Source organism: Pseudomonas monachiensis (genome assembly GCF_047345015.1).
Classification (GTDB): Bacteria; Pseudomonadota; Gammaproteobacteria; order Pseudomonadales; family Pseudomonadaceae; genus Aquipseudomonas; species Aquipseudomonas monachiensis.
The window spans coordinates 5,652,720-5,669,266 of sequence record NZ_CP178857.1; the positions used below are offsets into that span (position 1 = coordinate 5,652,720).

Below are 16,547 nucleotides of genomic sequence, written 5' to 3' on the forward strand. Positions count from 1 at the left end.
GCGCTTGCGAAGCAGCCCGCCGCACCGAAAAGATTAGTTGAACAAGAAAGACTTACGCAGAAAAACGCCGCGAACAGGCGCGGCGCTGGAGGGTGCAAATTTCTTTAAAGAATCAGGCGTAGGTATCGATCAACGTCCCGAGCACTTCGTCGGCTGCCTTGGCGATTTTCACGCCCAGCTCCGCCTGAATCTTGCCTTGGACCATTTCGACCACATTGCTGGCCAGGTCCGATTGCCGGCTGCGATCAACCGATCGCAGACGATCGACCTGCACCTCGGAGGACTGGCTGGTGACTGAACGCTCGATCGTCGTGTTGGCGATCTGCCCGACGGCTTGATCGACACGGTTCTGCCCCGTCTGAAGAGTGCTCAGACCGGCATAAAAAGCGGTGTTTCCTGAGATTTCCATGGGAGAACTCGTCCTTTCAAAGGATCAACAGCGGCCATTGAAGCAGAGTGGCTGGCAAAACACCCGTCAAAAACACTAATGGCACAGTGCCTTGCCATAGGCAAAGCCCCCATGCGACAAACCTCAGTCCAACAGGTCCAGTTGCAAGTGCTCGGCCACTGCCTCGGCCGTGACGACCTTGAGTTTAGGCACACGCCCCAGGCACGGTGCCGGGATACGCTCGGCAAGGGTGGCCAGGTTTTCTTCCAGCCGCGAGGTCTTGGGGTCGATAATGTTGGCCACCCAGCCCGCCAGTTGCAAACCGTCCCGGGCAATCGCCTCAGCGGTCAGCAAGGCATGGCTGATGCACCCCAGCCGCACGCCGACCACCAGGATCACCGGCAGCTTCAAAGCGATGGCCAGGTCCGACAGATTGTCCTGATCCGCCAAGGGTACGCGCCAGCCGCCAGCGCCTTCGATCAGGGTGAAGTCCGCCTGCATGCCCAGGATCTGCCGCATCGGCGTCAGCAACGACTGCACCGTCAGCGCCACGCCCGCCTCTCGCGCCGCCAGATGCGGGGCAATGGCCGGTTCGAAGGCCATCGGATTGACCTGCGTGTAGGTCAGCGGCAGCGAACACTCCGCCAGCAAGGCCAGCGCATCGGCGTTGCGCAGGCCCTTGGGCGTCACATCGCAACCGGACGCGACCGGCTTGCCCGCCGCCGTGCTCAATCCCGCCGAACGCGCCGCATGCAGCAGCCCCGCAGCGACCGTTGTTTTACCGACATCGGTATCCGTGCCGGCGATGAAATAGGCTGCGCTCATAAGGGCTTCTCCAAAACGGCGTACACCACTTGATAAGTCGCCGGCAGGCCCTGGGCCTGACGAAACTGTTCGTAAGCTTCAATCAGACCCAAAATCCGCGCCCGGCCGGTCAAGCCACCCGGCCGCCCGGGATTGAGATTGTGCGCACCCAACGCCTTGAGTTCATGGGTCAGGCTGCGCACATCCGGGTAATGCAGCACATGCGCAAGGTTTTGCAGACTGACCACATTCAAGGCGCTGGCCGCACACAACTGCTGATAAACACCAAACTCCCGGAAGCGGTTGACGTGCACCATGCCGTCGACTTCGCGCCAGCTGTCGCGCAATTCAAACAACGTCCCTACACACAGACTAGCAAACGCGAAAATGCCACCCGGTTTCAGTACTCGAAAGGCTTCACTGAGCACCGAGTCGAAGTCCGCGCACCACTGCACCGCCAGGCTGGAGAAGATCAGGTCGCAGGTCGAATCCTGCAGTGGTAAGCGCTCGGCATCGCCGGCCACGAAGTGTGTGGCGCCGCCCAATGGCCGGGCGTGGTTGAGCATGCCCTCGGCGATGTCCAGCGCCACACCGTGACTGCCCGGAAATTGCTCATCCAGGGCACGACTGAAATGCCCGGTGCCACAGCCAAGGTCCAGCCAGCGCTGCGGTACGAAGTCTTGCGGCATGCGCCCGAGCAATTGTCTGCCCACATCCCGCTGCAACTCGGCCACGCTGTCGTAGCTGGCCGCCGCGCGGGAGAATGAAGCGGCTACCTGACGTTTGTCAGGCAAGGCGCCGGGCAGGTTGGGAAGGGATAAATCAGTCATCGCCGGACTCATGCAAAAAGGCCTGGATCGCCCCCGCCACACCGTGGGGATCCTCCAGGAGAAACGCGTGGCTGGCCTGTTCAATCAGACCGATTTCGACATCCGGCAGCAATGCCAGTAACTCGCCCGCCGCTTCCACCGGCACCAGCCCGTCGAGGCCGGCGAACAGATGCAGTTGCGGACCGCGGAACGATTGCAGAGCCTGTCGTGTATCCAGTTGTGCGAGCACCTGCAGGCCACTGAGCAGCACTGGCGCGGCGGTATTCGGGGCGCCGCCGAGCAACAACCGCGACAGTCCGCGGGAGTCTTCGGCGCCTTGGGCGCAGAGTAGTGAAAAGCGTTTCAAGGTCGCGCGCGGATCGGCTTCGCATCCCGCCAGAAACGCGTCGAAGGTTTCTCCGGGCATCGCGCTTGACCATTGATCATGGGCGACAAAAGAAGCGTTGCTGGCCAGGGTGAACACGCCACAGCAGCGATCGCCACGCCGGGCCGCCAACTCGCAAGCGAGCATGCCGCCCAATGACCAACCACCTAGCCAGACGTCTTGCGGCAAAGTCGAATCAAGCTCATCGAGCCACTCTTCAAGATCGCTCGACTCCAGCTCCGGCAACGGCTCTATCTCGACATGCAGGTGCTCATCCAGGCCACGCAAGGCCGCCGCCAGAGGCTCCAGCGGTGAAACGCCAAGGCCCCAGCCGGGCAGCAGAATCAAACGATCACGCATGGCTTGGCTCCGGCTTCAGTTGCTGAAAACAATCGGCCAGTCCATTTAACAATAGCTGTACCTGGGCTTCGCTGTGGGCAGCCGTCAGCGTGACCCGCAGCCGGGCGCTGCCGGCGGGTACGGTCGGCGGGCGAATCGCGGTCACCATCAACCCGCGTTCACGCAACATCTGCGAAAGGCGCACCGCGCGCCCGGCGTCACCGATCATGATCGGCTGGATCGGCGTGAAGCTGTCCATGAGTTCCAGGCCAATCTGCTCGGCACCTTTGCGGAACTGGCGGATCAGCGTCTGCAAATGCTCGCGGCGCCAGTGTTCGCTGCGCAGCAGTTCCAGGCTTTTCAACGTGGCGCAGGCCAGCGCAGGTGGCTGACTGGTGGTGTAGATGTAGGGACGGGCGAACTGGATCAGGCTTTCGATCAGTTCTTCGCTGCCAGCCACAAAGGCACCCGCCGTACCGAACGCCTTGCCAAGGGTGCCGACCAGCACCGGAACGTCATCCTGGCTCAAGCCGAAGTGTTCGACGATGCCGCCACCGTTGGCGCCCAGCGGTCCAAAACCATGGGCATCGTCGACCATCAACCAGGCGCCTTTGGCCTTGGCCTCTCGGGCCAGCGCTGGCAAGTCGGCGATATCACCGTCCATGCTGAACACGCCGTCGGTGACCACCAGCGTATTGCCAGTGGCTTTTTCCAGGCGCTTGGCCAAACTCACCGGGTCGTTGTGCAGGTAACGATTGAACCGCGCGCCGGACAACAGCCCCGCGTCGAGCAGCGAAGCATGATTGAGCCGGTCTTCGAGCACCGTATCACCCTGCCCCACCAGCGCCGTGACCGCGCCGAGGTTGGCCATATAGCCGGTGGTGAACAGCAACGCGCGCGGGCGACCGGTCAGGTCGGCCAACGCTTCTTCCAGGGCATGGTGCGGGGAGCTATGGCCGATGACCAGATGGGATGCCCCTCCGCCCACCCCCCACTTCGACGCACCGGCACGCCAGGCTTCGATCACTTGCGGATGATTGGCCAGGCCCAGGTAGTCGTTGTTACAGAACGCCAGCAACGGCTGGCCATCGACCACTACTTGCGGCCCCTGCGGGCTTTCGAGCAGCGGGCGCTGGCGGTAGAGGTTTTCGGCACGACGGGCGGCAAGGCGTGCGGCGAGATCGAAAGACATGCAGGCCTCGACTATCAAATGACACATGTCCCCTGTGGGAGCGGGCTTGCTCCGGGCGGCGATCCGACGAATACGGACTGACATTCAACATTGATGTCGACTGGACTGACGCCTTCGCGAGCAAGCCCGCTCCCACAGGGGGTTTCGCACTCCTTCAGAGGAACCGGAGCGAATTTCAGATGGCCGCGTTATAGAACTGCTCGCTGCTCTTCTGCTCCACCAGGGCCTGCTCGATCGCCGCCTGATGCACCTCGTCGGCGTGCTCTTCGCGGGCTTCCGGCAGGATGCCCAGGCGAGAGAACAGTTGCATGTCCTTGTCAGCCTGCGGGTTGGCGGTGGTCAGCAGTTTTTCGCCGTAGAAAATCGAGTTGGCGCCGGCAAAGAACGCCAGGGCCTGCATCTGCTCGTTCATGGCTTCGCGGCCGGCGGACAGGCGCACGTGGGATTGCGGCATCAGGATGCGCGCGACGGCGAGCATGCGGATGAAGTCGAACGGGTCGACGTCATCGGCATTTTCCAGCGGCGTACCGGCGACTTTCACCAGCATGTTGATCGGCACCGACTCCGGATGCTCCGGCAGGTTGGCCAGCTGGATCAGCAGGTTGGCGCGGTCGTCCAGCGACTCGCCCATGCCGAGGATGCCACCGGAACAGATCTTCATCCCCGACTCACGCACATAGGCCAGGGTTTGCAGGCGCTCGCTATAGGTGCGGGTGGTGATGATGCTGCCGTAGAACTCCGGCGACGTATCGAGGTTGTGGTTGTAGTAGTCAAGGCCGGCCTTGGCCAGCGCTTCGGTCTGATCCTGATCCAGGCGACCGAGGGTCATGCAGGTTTCCAGGCCCAGGGCTTTCACGCCTTCAACCATCTTCAGAACATAAGGCATGTCCTTGGCCGACGGGTGCTTCCACGCCGCGCCCATGCAGAAGCGGGTCGAACCGATGGCCTTGGCGCGAGCGGCCTCTTCGAGGACCTTCTGCACTTCCATCAGTTTTTCTTTTTCCAGGCCGGTGTTGTAGTGACCGGACTGCGGACAATATTTGCAATCTTCCGGGCAGGCGCCGGTTTTGATCGACAGCAGGGTCGACACCTGGACGCGGTTGGCGTCGAAATGCGCACGGTGCACCGTCTGCGCCTGGAACAACAGGTCATTGAATGGCTGAACGAAGAGTGCTTTGACTTCGGCCAAAGTCCAGTCATGACGCAGGGTTGCAGTGGTGCTGGCGCTCATGGGCGTTTCCTTTGAATTATGCTTTGGCATGCGGCTGGGTAATGGAATGTCACAGCCGCTTCACAGATGTTTCGGCATATTTAAGGAAGAGCGATGCGCTGTCAACCACGATACGAAGGGCAGGTTTACATCTGGTCAAAAAACAAACAATCGTGCCTTTTGTGCGATGAACCGGCCGACGGTATCCCTCCTGTCTGCACAGCCTGCGAAATCGAGCTGCCCTGGCTCGGCGATCACTGTCTGGCCTGCGCCCTGCCGCTCCCGGCCCCGGGCCTCACCTGCGGCCATTGCCTGAAGCAGCCACCGGCCTTTGAACAGGTGATTGCGCCTTGGACCTACAGCTTTCCGGTAGACAGCCTGATCACCCGCTTCAAACACAACGCCAAGTGGCCGTTTGGCCGCCTGCTCGGCGAACTTCTTGCTCAATACCTGCAACATCGCTTCGAAGACGACCTGCCGCGCCCCCATGCGCTGATTCCGGTCCCGTTGGCCATCCGACGCCTGCGCCAGCGCGGGTTCAATCAGGCGGCGATGCTGGCTAACTGGCTGAGTGCGAGTCTCGATATCCCTTGCGACGAACGGTTGCTGCTACGCCACCAGGACACCGACGCCCAACAGGCCTTGAACGCCCAAGCCCGCCGAAAGAACCTGTGCAACGCTTTCTCCCTGGCACCCGGCGCCGTCGTCAAAGGCTTGCACCTGGCGCTGGTCGACGATGTACTGACCACCGGCGCCACGGCCCAGGCCCTGGCTCGCCTGCTGATGGACGCCGGTGCGGCGAGGGTCGACGTCTATTGCCTGGCCCGTACGCCCAAACCCGGCGAAACACCCTGACTTGACTCGCGCGACCCAAGCGGCCAACTTCCTGACCATCGTCACCACTCAAAGCGACTTGTCATGTCTTTGCCCACCTTGCTGTCCCAGCACATCGTCCGCCGTCCGCAGCGCATCGCCCTGTTGCAGCACATCGCCGAACAAGGCTCGATCACCCGGGCGGCCAAAAGCGCGGGCATGAGCTACAAGGCCGCCTGGGATGCGATCGATGAGCTGAACAACCTGGCGCAGAAACCGCTGGTGGAGCGGATTGTCGGCGGCAAGGGCGGCGGCGGTGCGCGATTGTCCAACGAAGGCGAGCGGGTGTTGCGCCTGTACCAGAAGCTGCAAGCCTTGCAGACCCAGGTGCTGGAAGCCGCTGAAGACGCGAGCGATCTGGACCTGCTCGGGCGCCTGATGCTGCGCACGAGCGCGCGCAACCAGTTACACGGCAAGGTGGTGGCGATTGAACCTCAGGGGCGCAACGACCTGATTCGCCTTGAAGTCGCCGAAGGCCTGATCGTCACCGCGCAAATCACCCACGACAGCACCGAGCGCCTGGAGCTGCAAATCGGCACCGATGTCGTGGCATTGATCAAGGCCGGCTGGCTCGACGTACTGCAAACTGACACCGTCGAAACGCCTGGAAACAATTGCCTCAGGGGCATCATCGAAAAAGTCCTCGACGCCGACGACGGCCCCAGCGAAGTGCGCATCACCCTGGCCAACGGTCTGACCCTATGCGCCCTGGTCGAACCGAGTCTTCTGCAAGCATCGGAGTTGACCTGCGGCAAGCCGGTGCGCGTGGAGTTCTCGCCGTCCCGGGTTCTACTGGGCACGCCGCTTTAAGCAAACTGCAACAAAAGGTTCATTACTCATCTTTAAGGTGTCTGCAAAATCCGCAGGGAGCCTGAAATGAGCCTATTAGAAGAAAACCAGTCCACCGACCTCGAAAACATGGTCGGCCTCAGCCGTCGCGGCTTCATCAGCGCAGGTGCCCTGTGCGGCGCTGCGATGTTCCTCGGCGGCAATCTGCTGAGCCGCAGCGTAATGGCCGCCAGTGTCAGCGCCGGTAACAGCCAGTTGTTGGGCTTCGACAGCATTGCCGCCGCCACCAGCGACTCCATCACCTTGCCACCTGGCTACAAGTCCTCGGTACTGATCAGCTGGGGCCAGCCTCTGCACAAGGACGGTCCGGCGTTCGACCCGAGCGGCAACGGCAGCGCCGAACATCAGGAAGTCCAGTTCGGCGACAACAACGACGGCATGAGCCTGTTCGAATTTCCGGGCGAAAAAGACCGGGCGCTGATGGCGATCAACAACGAATACACCAACTACCGTTACCTCTACGCCCACGGCGGCATGCCGCAATCGGCCGAAGAAGTGCGCAAGGCGCTGGCCTGTGAAGGTGTGTCGGTGATTGAAGTGCAGCGCAAGAACGGCCAATGGCATTTCGTCCAGGGCTCGCGCTACAACCGCCGCATTCACGGCAACGCACCCATCACCCTGAGCGGCCCGGCCGCCGGACATGCCCTGCTCAAAACCAGCGCCGATCCACAGGGCAAGAATGTCCTGGGCACCTTCCAGAACTGCGCCAACGGCAAGACACCGTGGGGCACCTATCTGACCTGTGAAGAGAACTTCACCGACTGCTTCGGCAGCAGCAACGCCGAGCAGAAATTCGACCCGGCGCAAAAACGCTACGGCGTGGTGGCCACCAGCAAAGAGATCAACTGGCACCAGTACGACGAGCGCTTCGACATGGCCAAGAACCCCAACGAGCTGAACCGTCACGGCTGGGTGGTGGAGATCGATCCGTTCGATCCGAAGTCGACGCCGGTCAAACGCACGGCCCTGGGCCGCTTCAAACACGAAAACGCCGCCCTGGCCGAAACCGCCGACGGTCATGCCGTGGTGTACATGGGCGACGATGAGCGCGGTGAGTTCATCTACAAATTCGTCAGCCGCGACAAGATCGACCACAAGAACCCCAAGGCCAACCGCGACATCCTCGACCACGGCACCCTGTACGTAGCGCGTTTCGATGCCGGCGACGGCAACGTCGATCACCCGAAAGGCCAGGGCGAATGGATCGAACTGACCCATGGCAAAAACGGCATCGATGCCAGCAGCGGCTTTGCCGATCAGGCCGAAGTGCTGATCCACGCCCGCCTGGCTGCCAGTGTGGTGAAAGCCACCCGCATGGACCGCCCGGAATGGATCGTGGTCAGCCCCAAGGATGGCCAGGTTTACTGCACGCTGACCAACAACGCCAAACGCGGCGAAGACGGGCAACCGGTGGGCGGGCCGAACCCGCGCGAGAAGAACGTCTACGGGCAGATCCTGCGCTGGCGCACCGAGCGTGACGATCACGGCTCGAAAACCTTTGCCTGGGACCTGTTCGTCGTCGCCGGTAATCCGGGGGTTCACGCCGGCACACCCAAAGGCGGATCGTCGAACATCACGCCGCAGAACATGTTCAACAGCCCGGACGGCCTGGGCTTCGACAAGGCCGGACGCTTGTGGATTCTCACCGACGGCGATTCGAGCAACGCCGGAGACTTTGCCGGCATGGGCAACAACCAGATGCTCTGTGCCGACCCGGTAACCGGCGAGATTCGCCGCTTCATGGTTGGCCCGGTAGGTTGTGAAGTGACAGGGATCAGCTTCTCGCCGGACCAGAAGACCCTGTTTGTCGGGATCCAGCATCCGGGTGAAAACGGTGGTTCGACCTTTCCCGAGCATCTGCCCAATGGCAAGCCGCGGTCTTCGGTGATGGCGATTTCTCGGGAAGATGGCGGGATCGTCGGCGCCTGACAGGGCCTCTTCGCGGGCAAGCTCGCTCCCACTTTGGATTGTCGGCGTGCATGCGATCGGCGGCACACCAGAGATCTCCTGTGGGAGCGAGCTTGCTCGCGATGGCGTCAGCCCAGACACCACACATCTCAGTCCAACCACTAAAACCGCGCCGTCTGCGCTACCATGCCTGGCCGGACGCAGCAGCCTGCTGCGCGCAGGAGTCAGCATGGCCCACCCGTTTGAAACCCTCACCCCAGACCTCGTGCTCGATGCCGTTGAAAGCATCGGCTTTCTCAGCGACGCGCGCATCCTGGCCCTCAACAGCTACGAGAACCGCGTCTATCAGGTCGGTATCGAAGACGCCGAGCCGCTGATCGCCAAGTTCTACCGGCCGCAACGCTGGAGCAACGAAGCGATTCTGGAAGAGCACCAGTTCACCGCCGAACTCGCCGACTGCGAGGTGCCGGTCGTGGCGCCGTTGATCCACAACGGTGAAACCCTGCACGAACACAAAGGATTCCGCTTCACCCTGTTCCCCCGTCGTGGCGGCCGCGCACCGGAACCGGGCAACCTCGACCAGTTGTATCGCCTGGGCCAGTTGCTCGGACGCCTGCATGCGGTCGGCTCGACTCGGCCGTTCGAGCACCGTGAAGCGCTGGCGGTAAAGAACTTCGGCCATGACTCGCTGGCCACGTTGCTCGATGGCAACTTCATCCCCCGCAGCCTGCTACCGGCCTACGAATCGGTGGCCCGCGATCTGCTCAAGCGTGTGGAAGATGCCTACAGCAACACGCCGCACCAGAACATCCGCATGCACGGTGACTGCCACCCCGGCAACATGATGTGCCGTGACGAGATGTTCCATATCGTCGACCTCGACGACTGCCGCATGGGCCCGGCGGTGCAGGACATCTGGATGATGCTCGCCGGCGACCGTCAGGATTGCCTGAGCCAGTTGTCGGAACTGATGGACGGCTACAACGAGTTCCACGACTTCAACCCCCGTGAACTGGCCTTGATCGAACCGCTGCGCGCCTTGCGCCTGATGCACTACAGCGCCTGGCTCGCCCGCCGCTGGGAAGACCCGGCCTTCCCCCGCAGTTTCCCTTGGTTCGGTACCGAACGGTATTGGGGGGATCAGGTGTTGGCGTTGCGCGAGCAATTGGCGGCGCTCAATGAAGAGCCGTTGAAGCTGTTTTAATCGAAAATCAAAAGATCGTCCGAACGCGGCCCGAGCCTTCGGCAGCTCCTACAGGGCGAATATGTTTTCTCTGTAGGAGCTGCCGAAGGCTGCGATCTTTTTTCTGACACGACACATCTATACAACCACCTTACAATCCCTTCTTTGTTAGCTGCCTAAGCAAGGATTCTGCATGCAAGCCGCCAACCCGCGTCGCGGGTACATTCTAGGCCTGAGTGCCTACATCATCTGGGGACTTTTCCCCCTCTACTTCAAAGCCATCGCCAGTGTGCCCGCCGTGGAAATCATCATTCACCGGGTACTGTGGTCGGCGCTGTTCGGCGCCTTGTTGCTGATGGTCTGGAAGCATCCCGGCTGGTGGCGCGAACTGCGAGAAAACCCGCGGCGGCTGGCGATCCTGGCCCTGAGCGGTGCGCTGATCGCAGCCAACTGGCTGACCTACGTCTGGTCGGTGAACAACGGACGCATGCTGGAGGCCAGCCTGGGTTACTACATCAACCCCTTGGTGAACGTGTTGCTGGGCATGCTGATTCTTGGCGAACGGCTGCGGCGCATGCAATGGATTGCCGTCGGTCTGGCGGCTGTCGGTGTGGCGCAACAGGTCTGGCAAGTCGGCAGCCTGCCATGGGTGTCGCTGGTGCTGGCACTGACCTTCGGTTTCTATGGCCTGATTCGCAAGCAGGCGCCCGTCAAGGCGCTGCCGGGGCTGGTGGTGGAAACCTGGATGCTAGTGCCGATTGCACTTGGCTGGTTGCTGCTCAATCCGACGGCCAGCAGCGCCCAGGCCGAATTCTGGACCACGTCCCAGGCTTGGTGGCTGGTCGCCGCCGGCCCGATCACGCTGGTGCCGCTGGTCTGTTTCAACGCTGCTGCAAGGCATTTGCCCTACACGACACTGGGCTTTCTCCAGTATCTGGCCCCGACACTGGTGCTACTGCAAGCAGTCCTGCTGTTTGGCGAACACCTGTCGTCCAGTACCTTGGTAGCGTTCATGTTTATCTGGGCCGGCCTGGCGGTTTACAGCATCGATGCGTGGATAAGTTTGCGCCGCCGCAGCTGATCAAAAAACGCACAAAAGCCTGCAGGCCACGTCTTCCGTGGCCTGCATCATTCCTTCCCAAGGTTATCCACAGCGTGATCCCCGCCGTTTGTGCGCAAGTATCTGAAACTGCTGGTTTTTTGATCAGAACCTGAAAACCCCCGGTCGGCGTGGCCTGGCGATGTGTCTCTACAGGTTATCCACAGGCCGGTGCACGTTTAACTTGGATAACCTGATCAGGGTTCACTGCGCAGCACCAACTCGACCATCAGGTCGTCAGCCAGGGTTTCCAGGCGCGATTGCAGTACGTCCAGCGACAGCGTCAGCGGGACCGCGAGAATCGCTTCGGCATGGAACAGCGGCTCGCTGCTCATTGGTGCCGGACGCACTTCGGTGACCAGCCGTTCCAGATTCACCCCCTGCTCGCTCAGCAAGCGCGTAATGTCACGCACGATCCCCGGGCGATCATTGCCCACCAGTTCCATGGCAATCGGTTTCCAGGTGCAGGATTGTTCGATACCGCTTTCTGCGATCAATACGCGAATGCCATGAGCGGACAAGCTCTGCAAGGCATCGACCAGTTCGTCGTAGGCCTCGGCCGGCACCCCCACCCGAAGAATCCCGGCGAATTGTCCCGCCATACGCGACATGCGGCTTTCCAGCCAGTTGCCGCCGTGCTCGGCAATGCATTGGGCAATGCGCTCGACTTGCCCGGGTTTGTCCGGAGCAAAAACAGTGAGTACGAGGTGGTCCATGGCACAGCCCTCTTGTCATGACTTTTGTTATAGAGAACCAAGTATAGGCAAGGGTTGGATGGTGCCTGGGCAGATCCGAAATCAAAGGTGTATCGACTGGCCTCTTCGCGGACAAGCCCGCTCCCACAGGGTCATGCGCTGTCCTTGTGGGAGCGGGCTTGCTCGCGAATGAAGGCACCGCCGATCTGACTGACCCAACAAATCGTGTACAACTTTTGATATTTAGCTGGAACAATCCAATAGTTTTTTGAGAACATCACGCTCCCCGACGTGACCGCAATGCGTCATGGGGTCGCAGAACGACGTAATTAGTCTAATTTTCACAACCGCAATTCATCATGTAGTATGCCGCAGCGCGCACTACATAACGTTGGATCGATGTCTGCCGCAGGCACGTTCGCAACCCTGAAAGCCCTGTCAGCAAGGCCCCAAGCCGTTGATTGGTCCCAACCCAGCCGCCTGTCATGGGCATGTACTGGTAGAGGGGTTTGTGGTTTAAATGGCCAAAGGCTTCATTGTTAAATTGAAGAGCTGAAAAGCGAAATAGCTGAGCAGAGTGAGGCAAGCAATGACTGAACACGTTCAAGTCGGTGGCCTGCAGGTCGCCAAAGTCCTGTTCGACTTCGTGAACAACGAAGCCATTCCCGGAACCGGCCTCACCGCCGATCAGTTCTGGGCCGGTGCCGACAAGGTCATTCATGACCTGGCGCCGAAGAACAAAGCCCTACTCGCCAAACGCGATGATTTCCAGGCTCGCATCGATGGCTGGCACCAATCCCGTGCCGGTCAAGCGCATGACGCCGTGGCCTATAAAGCCTTCCTGCAAGAGATCGGTTATCTGCTGCCAGAAGCGGCCGATTTCCAGGCAACGACGCAAAACGTCGACGAAGAAATCGCCCGCATGGCCGGCCCGCAGCTCGTGGTGCCGGTGATGAATGCCCGTTTCGCCCTCAATGCCTCGAACGCCCGTTGGGGTTCGCTGTATGACGCGCTCTACGGCACCGACGCCATCAGCGAAGCTGACGGCGCGGAAAAAGGCAAAGGCTACAACAAAGTTCGCGGCGACAAGGTCATCGCCTTCGCCCGTGCCTTCCTCGACGAAGCGGCGCCATTGGCGGCCGGCTCCCACGTCGATTCCACCGGCTACAAGATCGTTGACGGCAAACTGGTGGTCGCCCTTAAAGGCGGCAGCAACACCGGCCTGCGCAACGACGCACAACTGATCGGTTTCCAGGGCAATGCCGCTGCACCGACCGCGATCCTGCTGAAAAACAACGGCCTGCATTTCGAAATCCAGGTCGACGCCAACACCCCGGTCGGCCAGACCGACGCGGCCGGCGTCAAAGACATCCTGATGGAAGCCGCACTGACCACCATCATGGACTGCGAAGACTCGGTTGCCGCCGTCGACGCCGATGACAAAGTGGTGATCTACCGCAACTGGCTCGGCCTGATGAAGGGCGATCTGTCGGAAAACGTCGCCAAGGGCGGTCAGACCTTTACTCGTACCATGAACGCCGACCGCACCTACACCGCTGTCGACGGCAGTGAACTGAGCCTGCACGGTCGTTCGTTGCTGTTCGTGCGCAACGTCGGTCACCTGATGACCATCGATGCGATCCTGGACAAAGACGGTAACGAAGTGCCGGAAGGCATTCTCGATGGCTTGGTGACTTGCCTGGCATCGATGCACAACCTGAACGGCAACACTTCGCGCAAAAACACCCGCACCGGCTCCATCTACATCGTCAAGCCGAAGATGCACGGCCCGGAAGAAGCGGCGTTCACCAACGAGCTGTTCGGTCGCATCGAAGACGTGCTGGGCCTGCCGCTCAACACCCTCAAAGTCGGGATCATGGACGAGGAGCGTCGTACCACGATCAACCTCAAGGCCTGCATCAAGGCGGCGAGTGAGCGTGTGGTGTTCATCAACACCGGTTTCCTCGACCGCACCGGCGATGAAATCCACACCTCCATGGAAGCCGGCCCGATGGTGCGCAAGGCGGACATGAAGGCGGAAAAATGGATCGGCGCCTACGAGAACTCCAACGTCGATATCGGTCTGAGCACCGGCCTGCAAGGTCGCGCACAGATCGGTAAAGGCATGTGGGCCATGCCTGACCTGATGGCGGCGATGCTCGAACAGAAAATCGCTCACCCGATGGCCGGTGCCAACACCGCCTGGGTACCATCGCCGACCGCTGCTGCGCTGCACGCGCTGCACTACCACAAAGTTGACGTGTTCGCCCGTCAGGCCGAACTGGCCAAGCGTGCCCACGCTTCGGTGGACGACATCCTGACCATCCCGCTGGCGGTGAACCCGCAGTGGACCGCCGAACAGATCAAGAACGAACTGGACAACAACTCCCAGGGCATTCTCGGTTACGTAGTGCGCTGGATCGACCAGGGCGTCGGCTGTTCGAAAGTGCCGGACATCAACGACGTCGGCCTGATGGAAGACCGTGCCACGCTGCGTATTTCCAGCCAGCACATCGCCAACTGGCTGCGCCATGGCATCGTCACCGAAGACCAGGTCATGGAAAGCCTCAAGCGCATGGCGCCGGTGGTTGATCGTCAGAACGCCGGCGATGCGCTGTACCGTCCGCTGGCCCCGAACTTCGACAGCAACATTGCCTTCCAGGCGGCGGTTGAACTGGTGGTCGAAGGCACGAAGCAGCCGAACGGCTACACCGAGCCGGTCCTGCACCGTCGTCGTCGCGAGTTCAAGGCGAAGAACGGGTTGTAACCAGCTGTCTTCACAGCAATCCCCCGGTTGAAAAACCGGGGGATTTTTGTTTCAGCTTCCAGCAAATGCAGGGCTACCTCCTGTAACGCAACGCGTTTGCAGCGATGCAATGGCCTATTCTCGACGCATTCATGAACAAGGCAATTCCGAGGACCGTGATTACGAGAGCAAACAGTTTTTCGCCACCAATGGGTTCGTCGAGTACATACCACGAGGTCAAGATGCCCGATATCGGAACAATCACTGACAACGGTGCAACCTGGCTCGCCGGATACTTCTCAATCATTCGGTTCCACACCCAATACCCGAATACCGTCGCCACATAGGCCTGAAACAGGACAGATGCCAGCACCGGAGCGGTCATGTCCGTTAGCAACGACTGGAAAGGGGCTGCGCCTTTGACCCAGTAAGTCATCAGATATAGAGGAGGTGTTGCATACAGACTCGACCAAACGACAAAGGAAAATATATCAACAACTTTGCTTCTCTTGACCAACACATTGCAAAGACTCCAGAACAATGCGCCGAGCAATACCAGAAAAAGTCCAAAGCTTTCGGCATCGCCGTCCGTTACATGAATTATAAACATCAGCCCAACCAACGCCATGAGAATGCCAGCCACCTGTATTGCCGTCATTTTCTCGCCAAACAGAAGTACTCCCCAGATGACTGTGAAAAAAGCACTGAATTGCAAGAGCAAAGATGTCACGCCGGCACTGACACCAAGAAACATGCCATAGTTCATCAACCAGCACATTCCGACACCAAACAACAAACCGTAGACGATAGTTACAAATGTACTGATACCCTTGGGTTTGGGGAGGAAAAACACCAACGGTAATGCACAGAAAGTAAAACGCAATGCTGTCAATATGAAAGGATCGATACCGTCAAGACTGATACCAATTACCGTAAAATTGCTACCCCACATCACTGTCACACCGATAACAAGTACAAGATCGCGAAACTCCATTTTCTTTATCATATCGTCCTCATTGTGATACACAGCCACACAATCCAGGAAGAGTAATGACCTGACCTTTACCGGAGTTTTATCCACAGGAATTAGCCGAAGCCTGAATACACGACTGCCATCGGCATACTCAAGCCGCTAATATTTAAGAGTCAAACTGGCAACCTGGATAGTGCTACGACAGATTTTATTGAACCAAGCGCGACATCAAATAAATGCCTGCATTAGCCCTCAAGAACTGAACGATAACTGAAACACAGGAAGAAAAAACAAGCTATTTGTGAGTAGCTTTTTCGCGGGCCAGTTAGATAAGTTAAATTACAAATAAAAACCAACAAAACAACTCAAGCCTGTAATTAATAACTACAGGCTTGAGTTACTTAATGCCCAGCTCGCGTTTTACCAGTGTCACCAGATGGCTGGCATCAATCGGCTTGAGCAAAAAATCCACCACGCTCATATGCATCGCGGCGATCGCATCCTTCACGTCGGCGTCACCCGAGACAATGATGATCGGCAATGCCGCCCTTACCGATTCGCGAACCTGACGAATCAGTTCCAGACCGTCAATGTGGCCCATTCGCAAGTCGGTGATCATTAAACCGATCGAGGTTTTTTTGATCTCAGCCTCGGTCACCAGCATCTTGAGTGCCGCTTCTCCGCTGGCCGCCGTTATGCAGTTGATGCCCTCCAACGCGAGGATCTCTGACAGCAGTTCCCGGGCGTCTTTATCGTCGTCGACGATCAGCACTCGTTGCAGCGGCAGGTCAGGCTCCAGCATGACGGCACTCAGCGCTTCGCGCTCGGCGTCGCTCAAAATATCGTGGTCGGACATGGCGTTCTCTACATGTTCAATTCAATTCCCTAGCACAGTTAAGAGACATCGCTAAGCTGACCACCAATGTGCACTCCGGCAGATAATTTTCCAATAGGGGAGCAGAGAGGTTTTTCGCACACTTGCGTAGGCTTCTTCCGACATTTCAGGGCGCTAACCGCCTACCTAGACTTACGTCCAATGGGCACCCCGACCGTAGGGGTCGACCATGTCCATGTCACCCGACCACAACAATTCA

Annotated in this window: 15 protein-coding genes; 6 read left to right on the top strand and 9 right to left on the bottom strand. The window is 59.6% G+C overall.

The window, feature by feature from the left end; all coding sequences use genetic code 11:
* Nucleotides 1–112 precede the first annotated feature (112 nt).
* The 6 genes from ACMDB8_RS25475 to bioB form a co-directional block, all read right to left on the bottom strand.
* Complete coding sequence (locus ACMDB8_RS25475) at nucleotides 113–409, bottom strand: hypothetical protein (protein ID WP_056726613.1); 297 nt, start codon at nucleotides 407–409, stop codon at nucleotides 113–115.
* A gap of 123 nt (nucleotides 410–532) precedes the next feature.
* Entirely contained in the window at nucleotides 533–1,213 is a 681-nt protein-coding gene (gene bioD, locus ACMDB8_RS25480; protein WP_056726612.1) for a dethiobiotin synthase, read from the bottom strand.
* Nucleotides 1,210–2,022, bottom strand: coding sequence for a malonyl-ACP O-methyltransferase BioC (bioC, locus tag ACMDB8_RS25485; protein ID WP_056726611.1), 813 nt, complete (start codon nucleotides 2,020–2,022; stop codon nucleotides 1,210–1,212). The genes bioD and bioC overlap by 4 nt, the downstream gene beginning before the upstream one ends.
* Nucleotides 2,015–2,746 (bottom strand): alpha/beta fold hydrolase, encoded by a 732-nt coding sequence (locus ACMDB8_RS25490; protein ID WP_056726610.1) that lies wholly within the window; start codon nucleotides 2,744–2,746, stop codon nucleotides 2,015–2,017. The genes bioC and ACMDB8_RS25490 overlap by 8 nt, the downstream gene beginning before the upstream one ends.
* The gene (gene bioF / locus ACMDB8_RS25495; protein ID WP_223541360.1) at nucleotides 2,739–3,917 is read right to left on the bottom strand and encodes an 8-amino-7-oxononanoate synthase; all 1,179 of its coding nucleotides are present in this window, start codon (nucleotides 3,915–3,917) and stop codon (nucleotides 2,739–2,741) included. The genes ACMDB8_RS25490 and bioF overlap by 8 nt, the downstream gene beginning before the upstream one ends.
* Nucleotides 3,918–4,092: 175 nt before the next feature.
* A complete protein-coding gene (bioB, locus tag ACMDB8_RS25500; protein WP_056726608.1) occupies nucleotides 4,093–5,148 on the bottom strand; it encodes a biotin synthase BioB in 1,056 nt (351 codons plus the stop codon).
* Between the two features lie 93 nt (nucleotides 5,149–5,241).
* Between bioB and ACMDB8_RS25505 the strand changes: the two genes are divergently transcribed.
* From ACMDB8_RS25505 to rarD, 5 genes are all read left to right on the top strand, one after another.
* Nucleotides 5,242–5,982 carry a ComF family protein gene (locus tag ACMDB8_RS25505; protein WP_056726607.1) on the top strand — a complete coding sequence of 247 codons (741 nt, stop codon included), beginning with the start codon at nucleotides 5,242–5,244 and terminating at the stop codon, nucleotides 5,980–5,982.
* A 63-nt stretch (nucleotides 5,983–6,045) separates the two neighbouring features.
* Nucleotides 6,046–6,810 (top strand): TOBE domain-containing protein, encoded by a 765-nt coding sequence (locus ACMDB8_RS25510; protein WP_056726606.1) that lies wholly within the window; start codon nucleotides 6,046–6,048, stop codon nucleotides 6,808–6,810.
* Between the two features lie 66 nt (nucleotides 6,811–6,876).
* Nucleotides 6,877–8,778 carry a PhoX family protein gene (locus ACMDB8_RS25515; RefSeq protein WP_056726605.1) on the top strand — a complete coding sequence of 634 codons (1,902 nt, stop codon included), beginning with the start codon at nucleotides 6,877–6,879 and terminating at the stop codon, nucleotides 8,776–8,778.
* 208 nt (nucleotides 8,779–8,986) lie between these two features.
* Nucleotides 8,987–9,961, top strand: a complete 975-nt coding sequence (locus tag ACMDB8_RS25520; RefSeq protein WP_056726604.1) for a serine/threonine protein kinase — start codon at nucleotides 8,987–8,989, stop codon at nucleotides 9,959–9,961.
* A gap of 172 nt (nucleotides 9,962–10,133) precedes the next feature.
* A complete protein-coding gene (rarD, locus tag ACMDB8_RS25525) occupies nucleotides 10,134–11,021 on the top strand; it encodes an EamA family transporter RarD (RefSeq protein ID WP_046039417.1) in 888 nt (295 codons plus the stop codon).
* A 215-nt stretch (nucleotides 11,022–11,236) separates the two neighbouring features.
* Here the strand turns inward: rarD and ACMDB8_RS25530 are convergent, their stop codons facing one another.
* A complete protein-coding gene (locus tag ACMDB8_RS25530; protein WP_056726602.1) occupies nucleotides 11,237–11,755 on the bottom strand; it encodes a glycine cleavage system protein R in 519 nt (172 codons plus the stop codon).
* 568 nt (nucleotides 11,756–12,323) lie between these two features.
* Between ACMDB8_RS25530 and ACMDB8_RS25535 the strand changes: the two genes are divergently transcribed.
* Nucleotides 12,324–14,501 (top strand): malate synthase G, encoded by a 2,178-nt coding sequence (locus tag ACMDB8_RS25535; RefSeq protein WP_223541359.1) that lies wholly within the window; start codon nucleotides 12,324–12,326, stop codon nucleotides 14,499–14,501.
* 73 nt (nucleotides 14,502–14,574) lie between these two features.
* On the opposite strand, the gene ACMDB8_RS25540 is transcribed toward ACMDB8_RS25535, so the two are convergent.
* Both ACMDB8_RS25540 and ACMDB8_RS25545 read right to left on the bottom strand, forming a co-directional pair.
* Nucleotides 14,575–15,486 (bottom strand): EamA family transporter, encoded by a 912-nt coding sequence (locus ACMDB8_RS25540; protein WP_056726600.1) that lies wholly within the window; start codon nucleotides 15,484–15,486, stop codon nucleotides 14,575–14,577.
* 364 nt (nucleotides 15,487–15,850) lie between these two features.
* The gene (locus ACMDB8_RS25545; protein ID WP_056726599.1) at nucleotides 15,851–16,309 is read right to left on the bottom strand and encodes a response regulator; all 459 of its coding nucleotides are present in this window, start codon (nucleotides 16,307–16,309) and stop codon (nucleotides 15,851–15,853) included.
* Nucleotides 16,310–16,547: the final 238 nt, after the last annotated feature.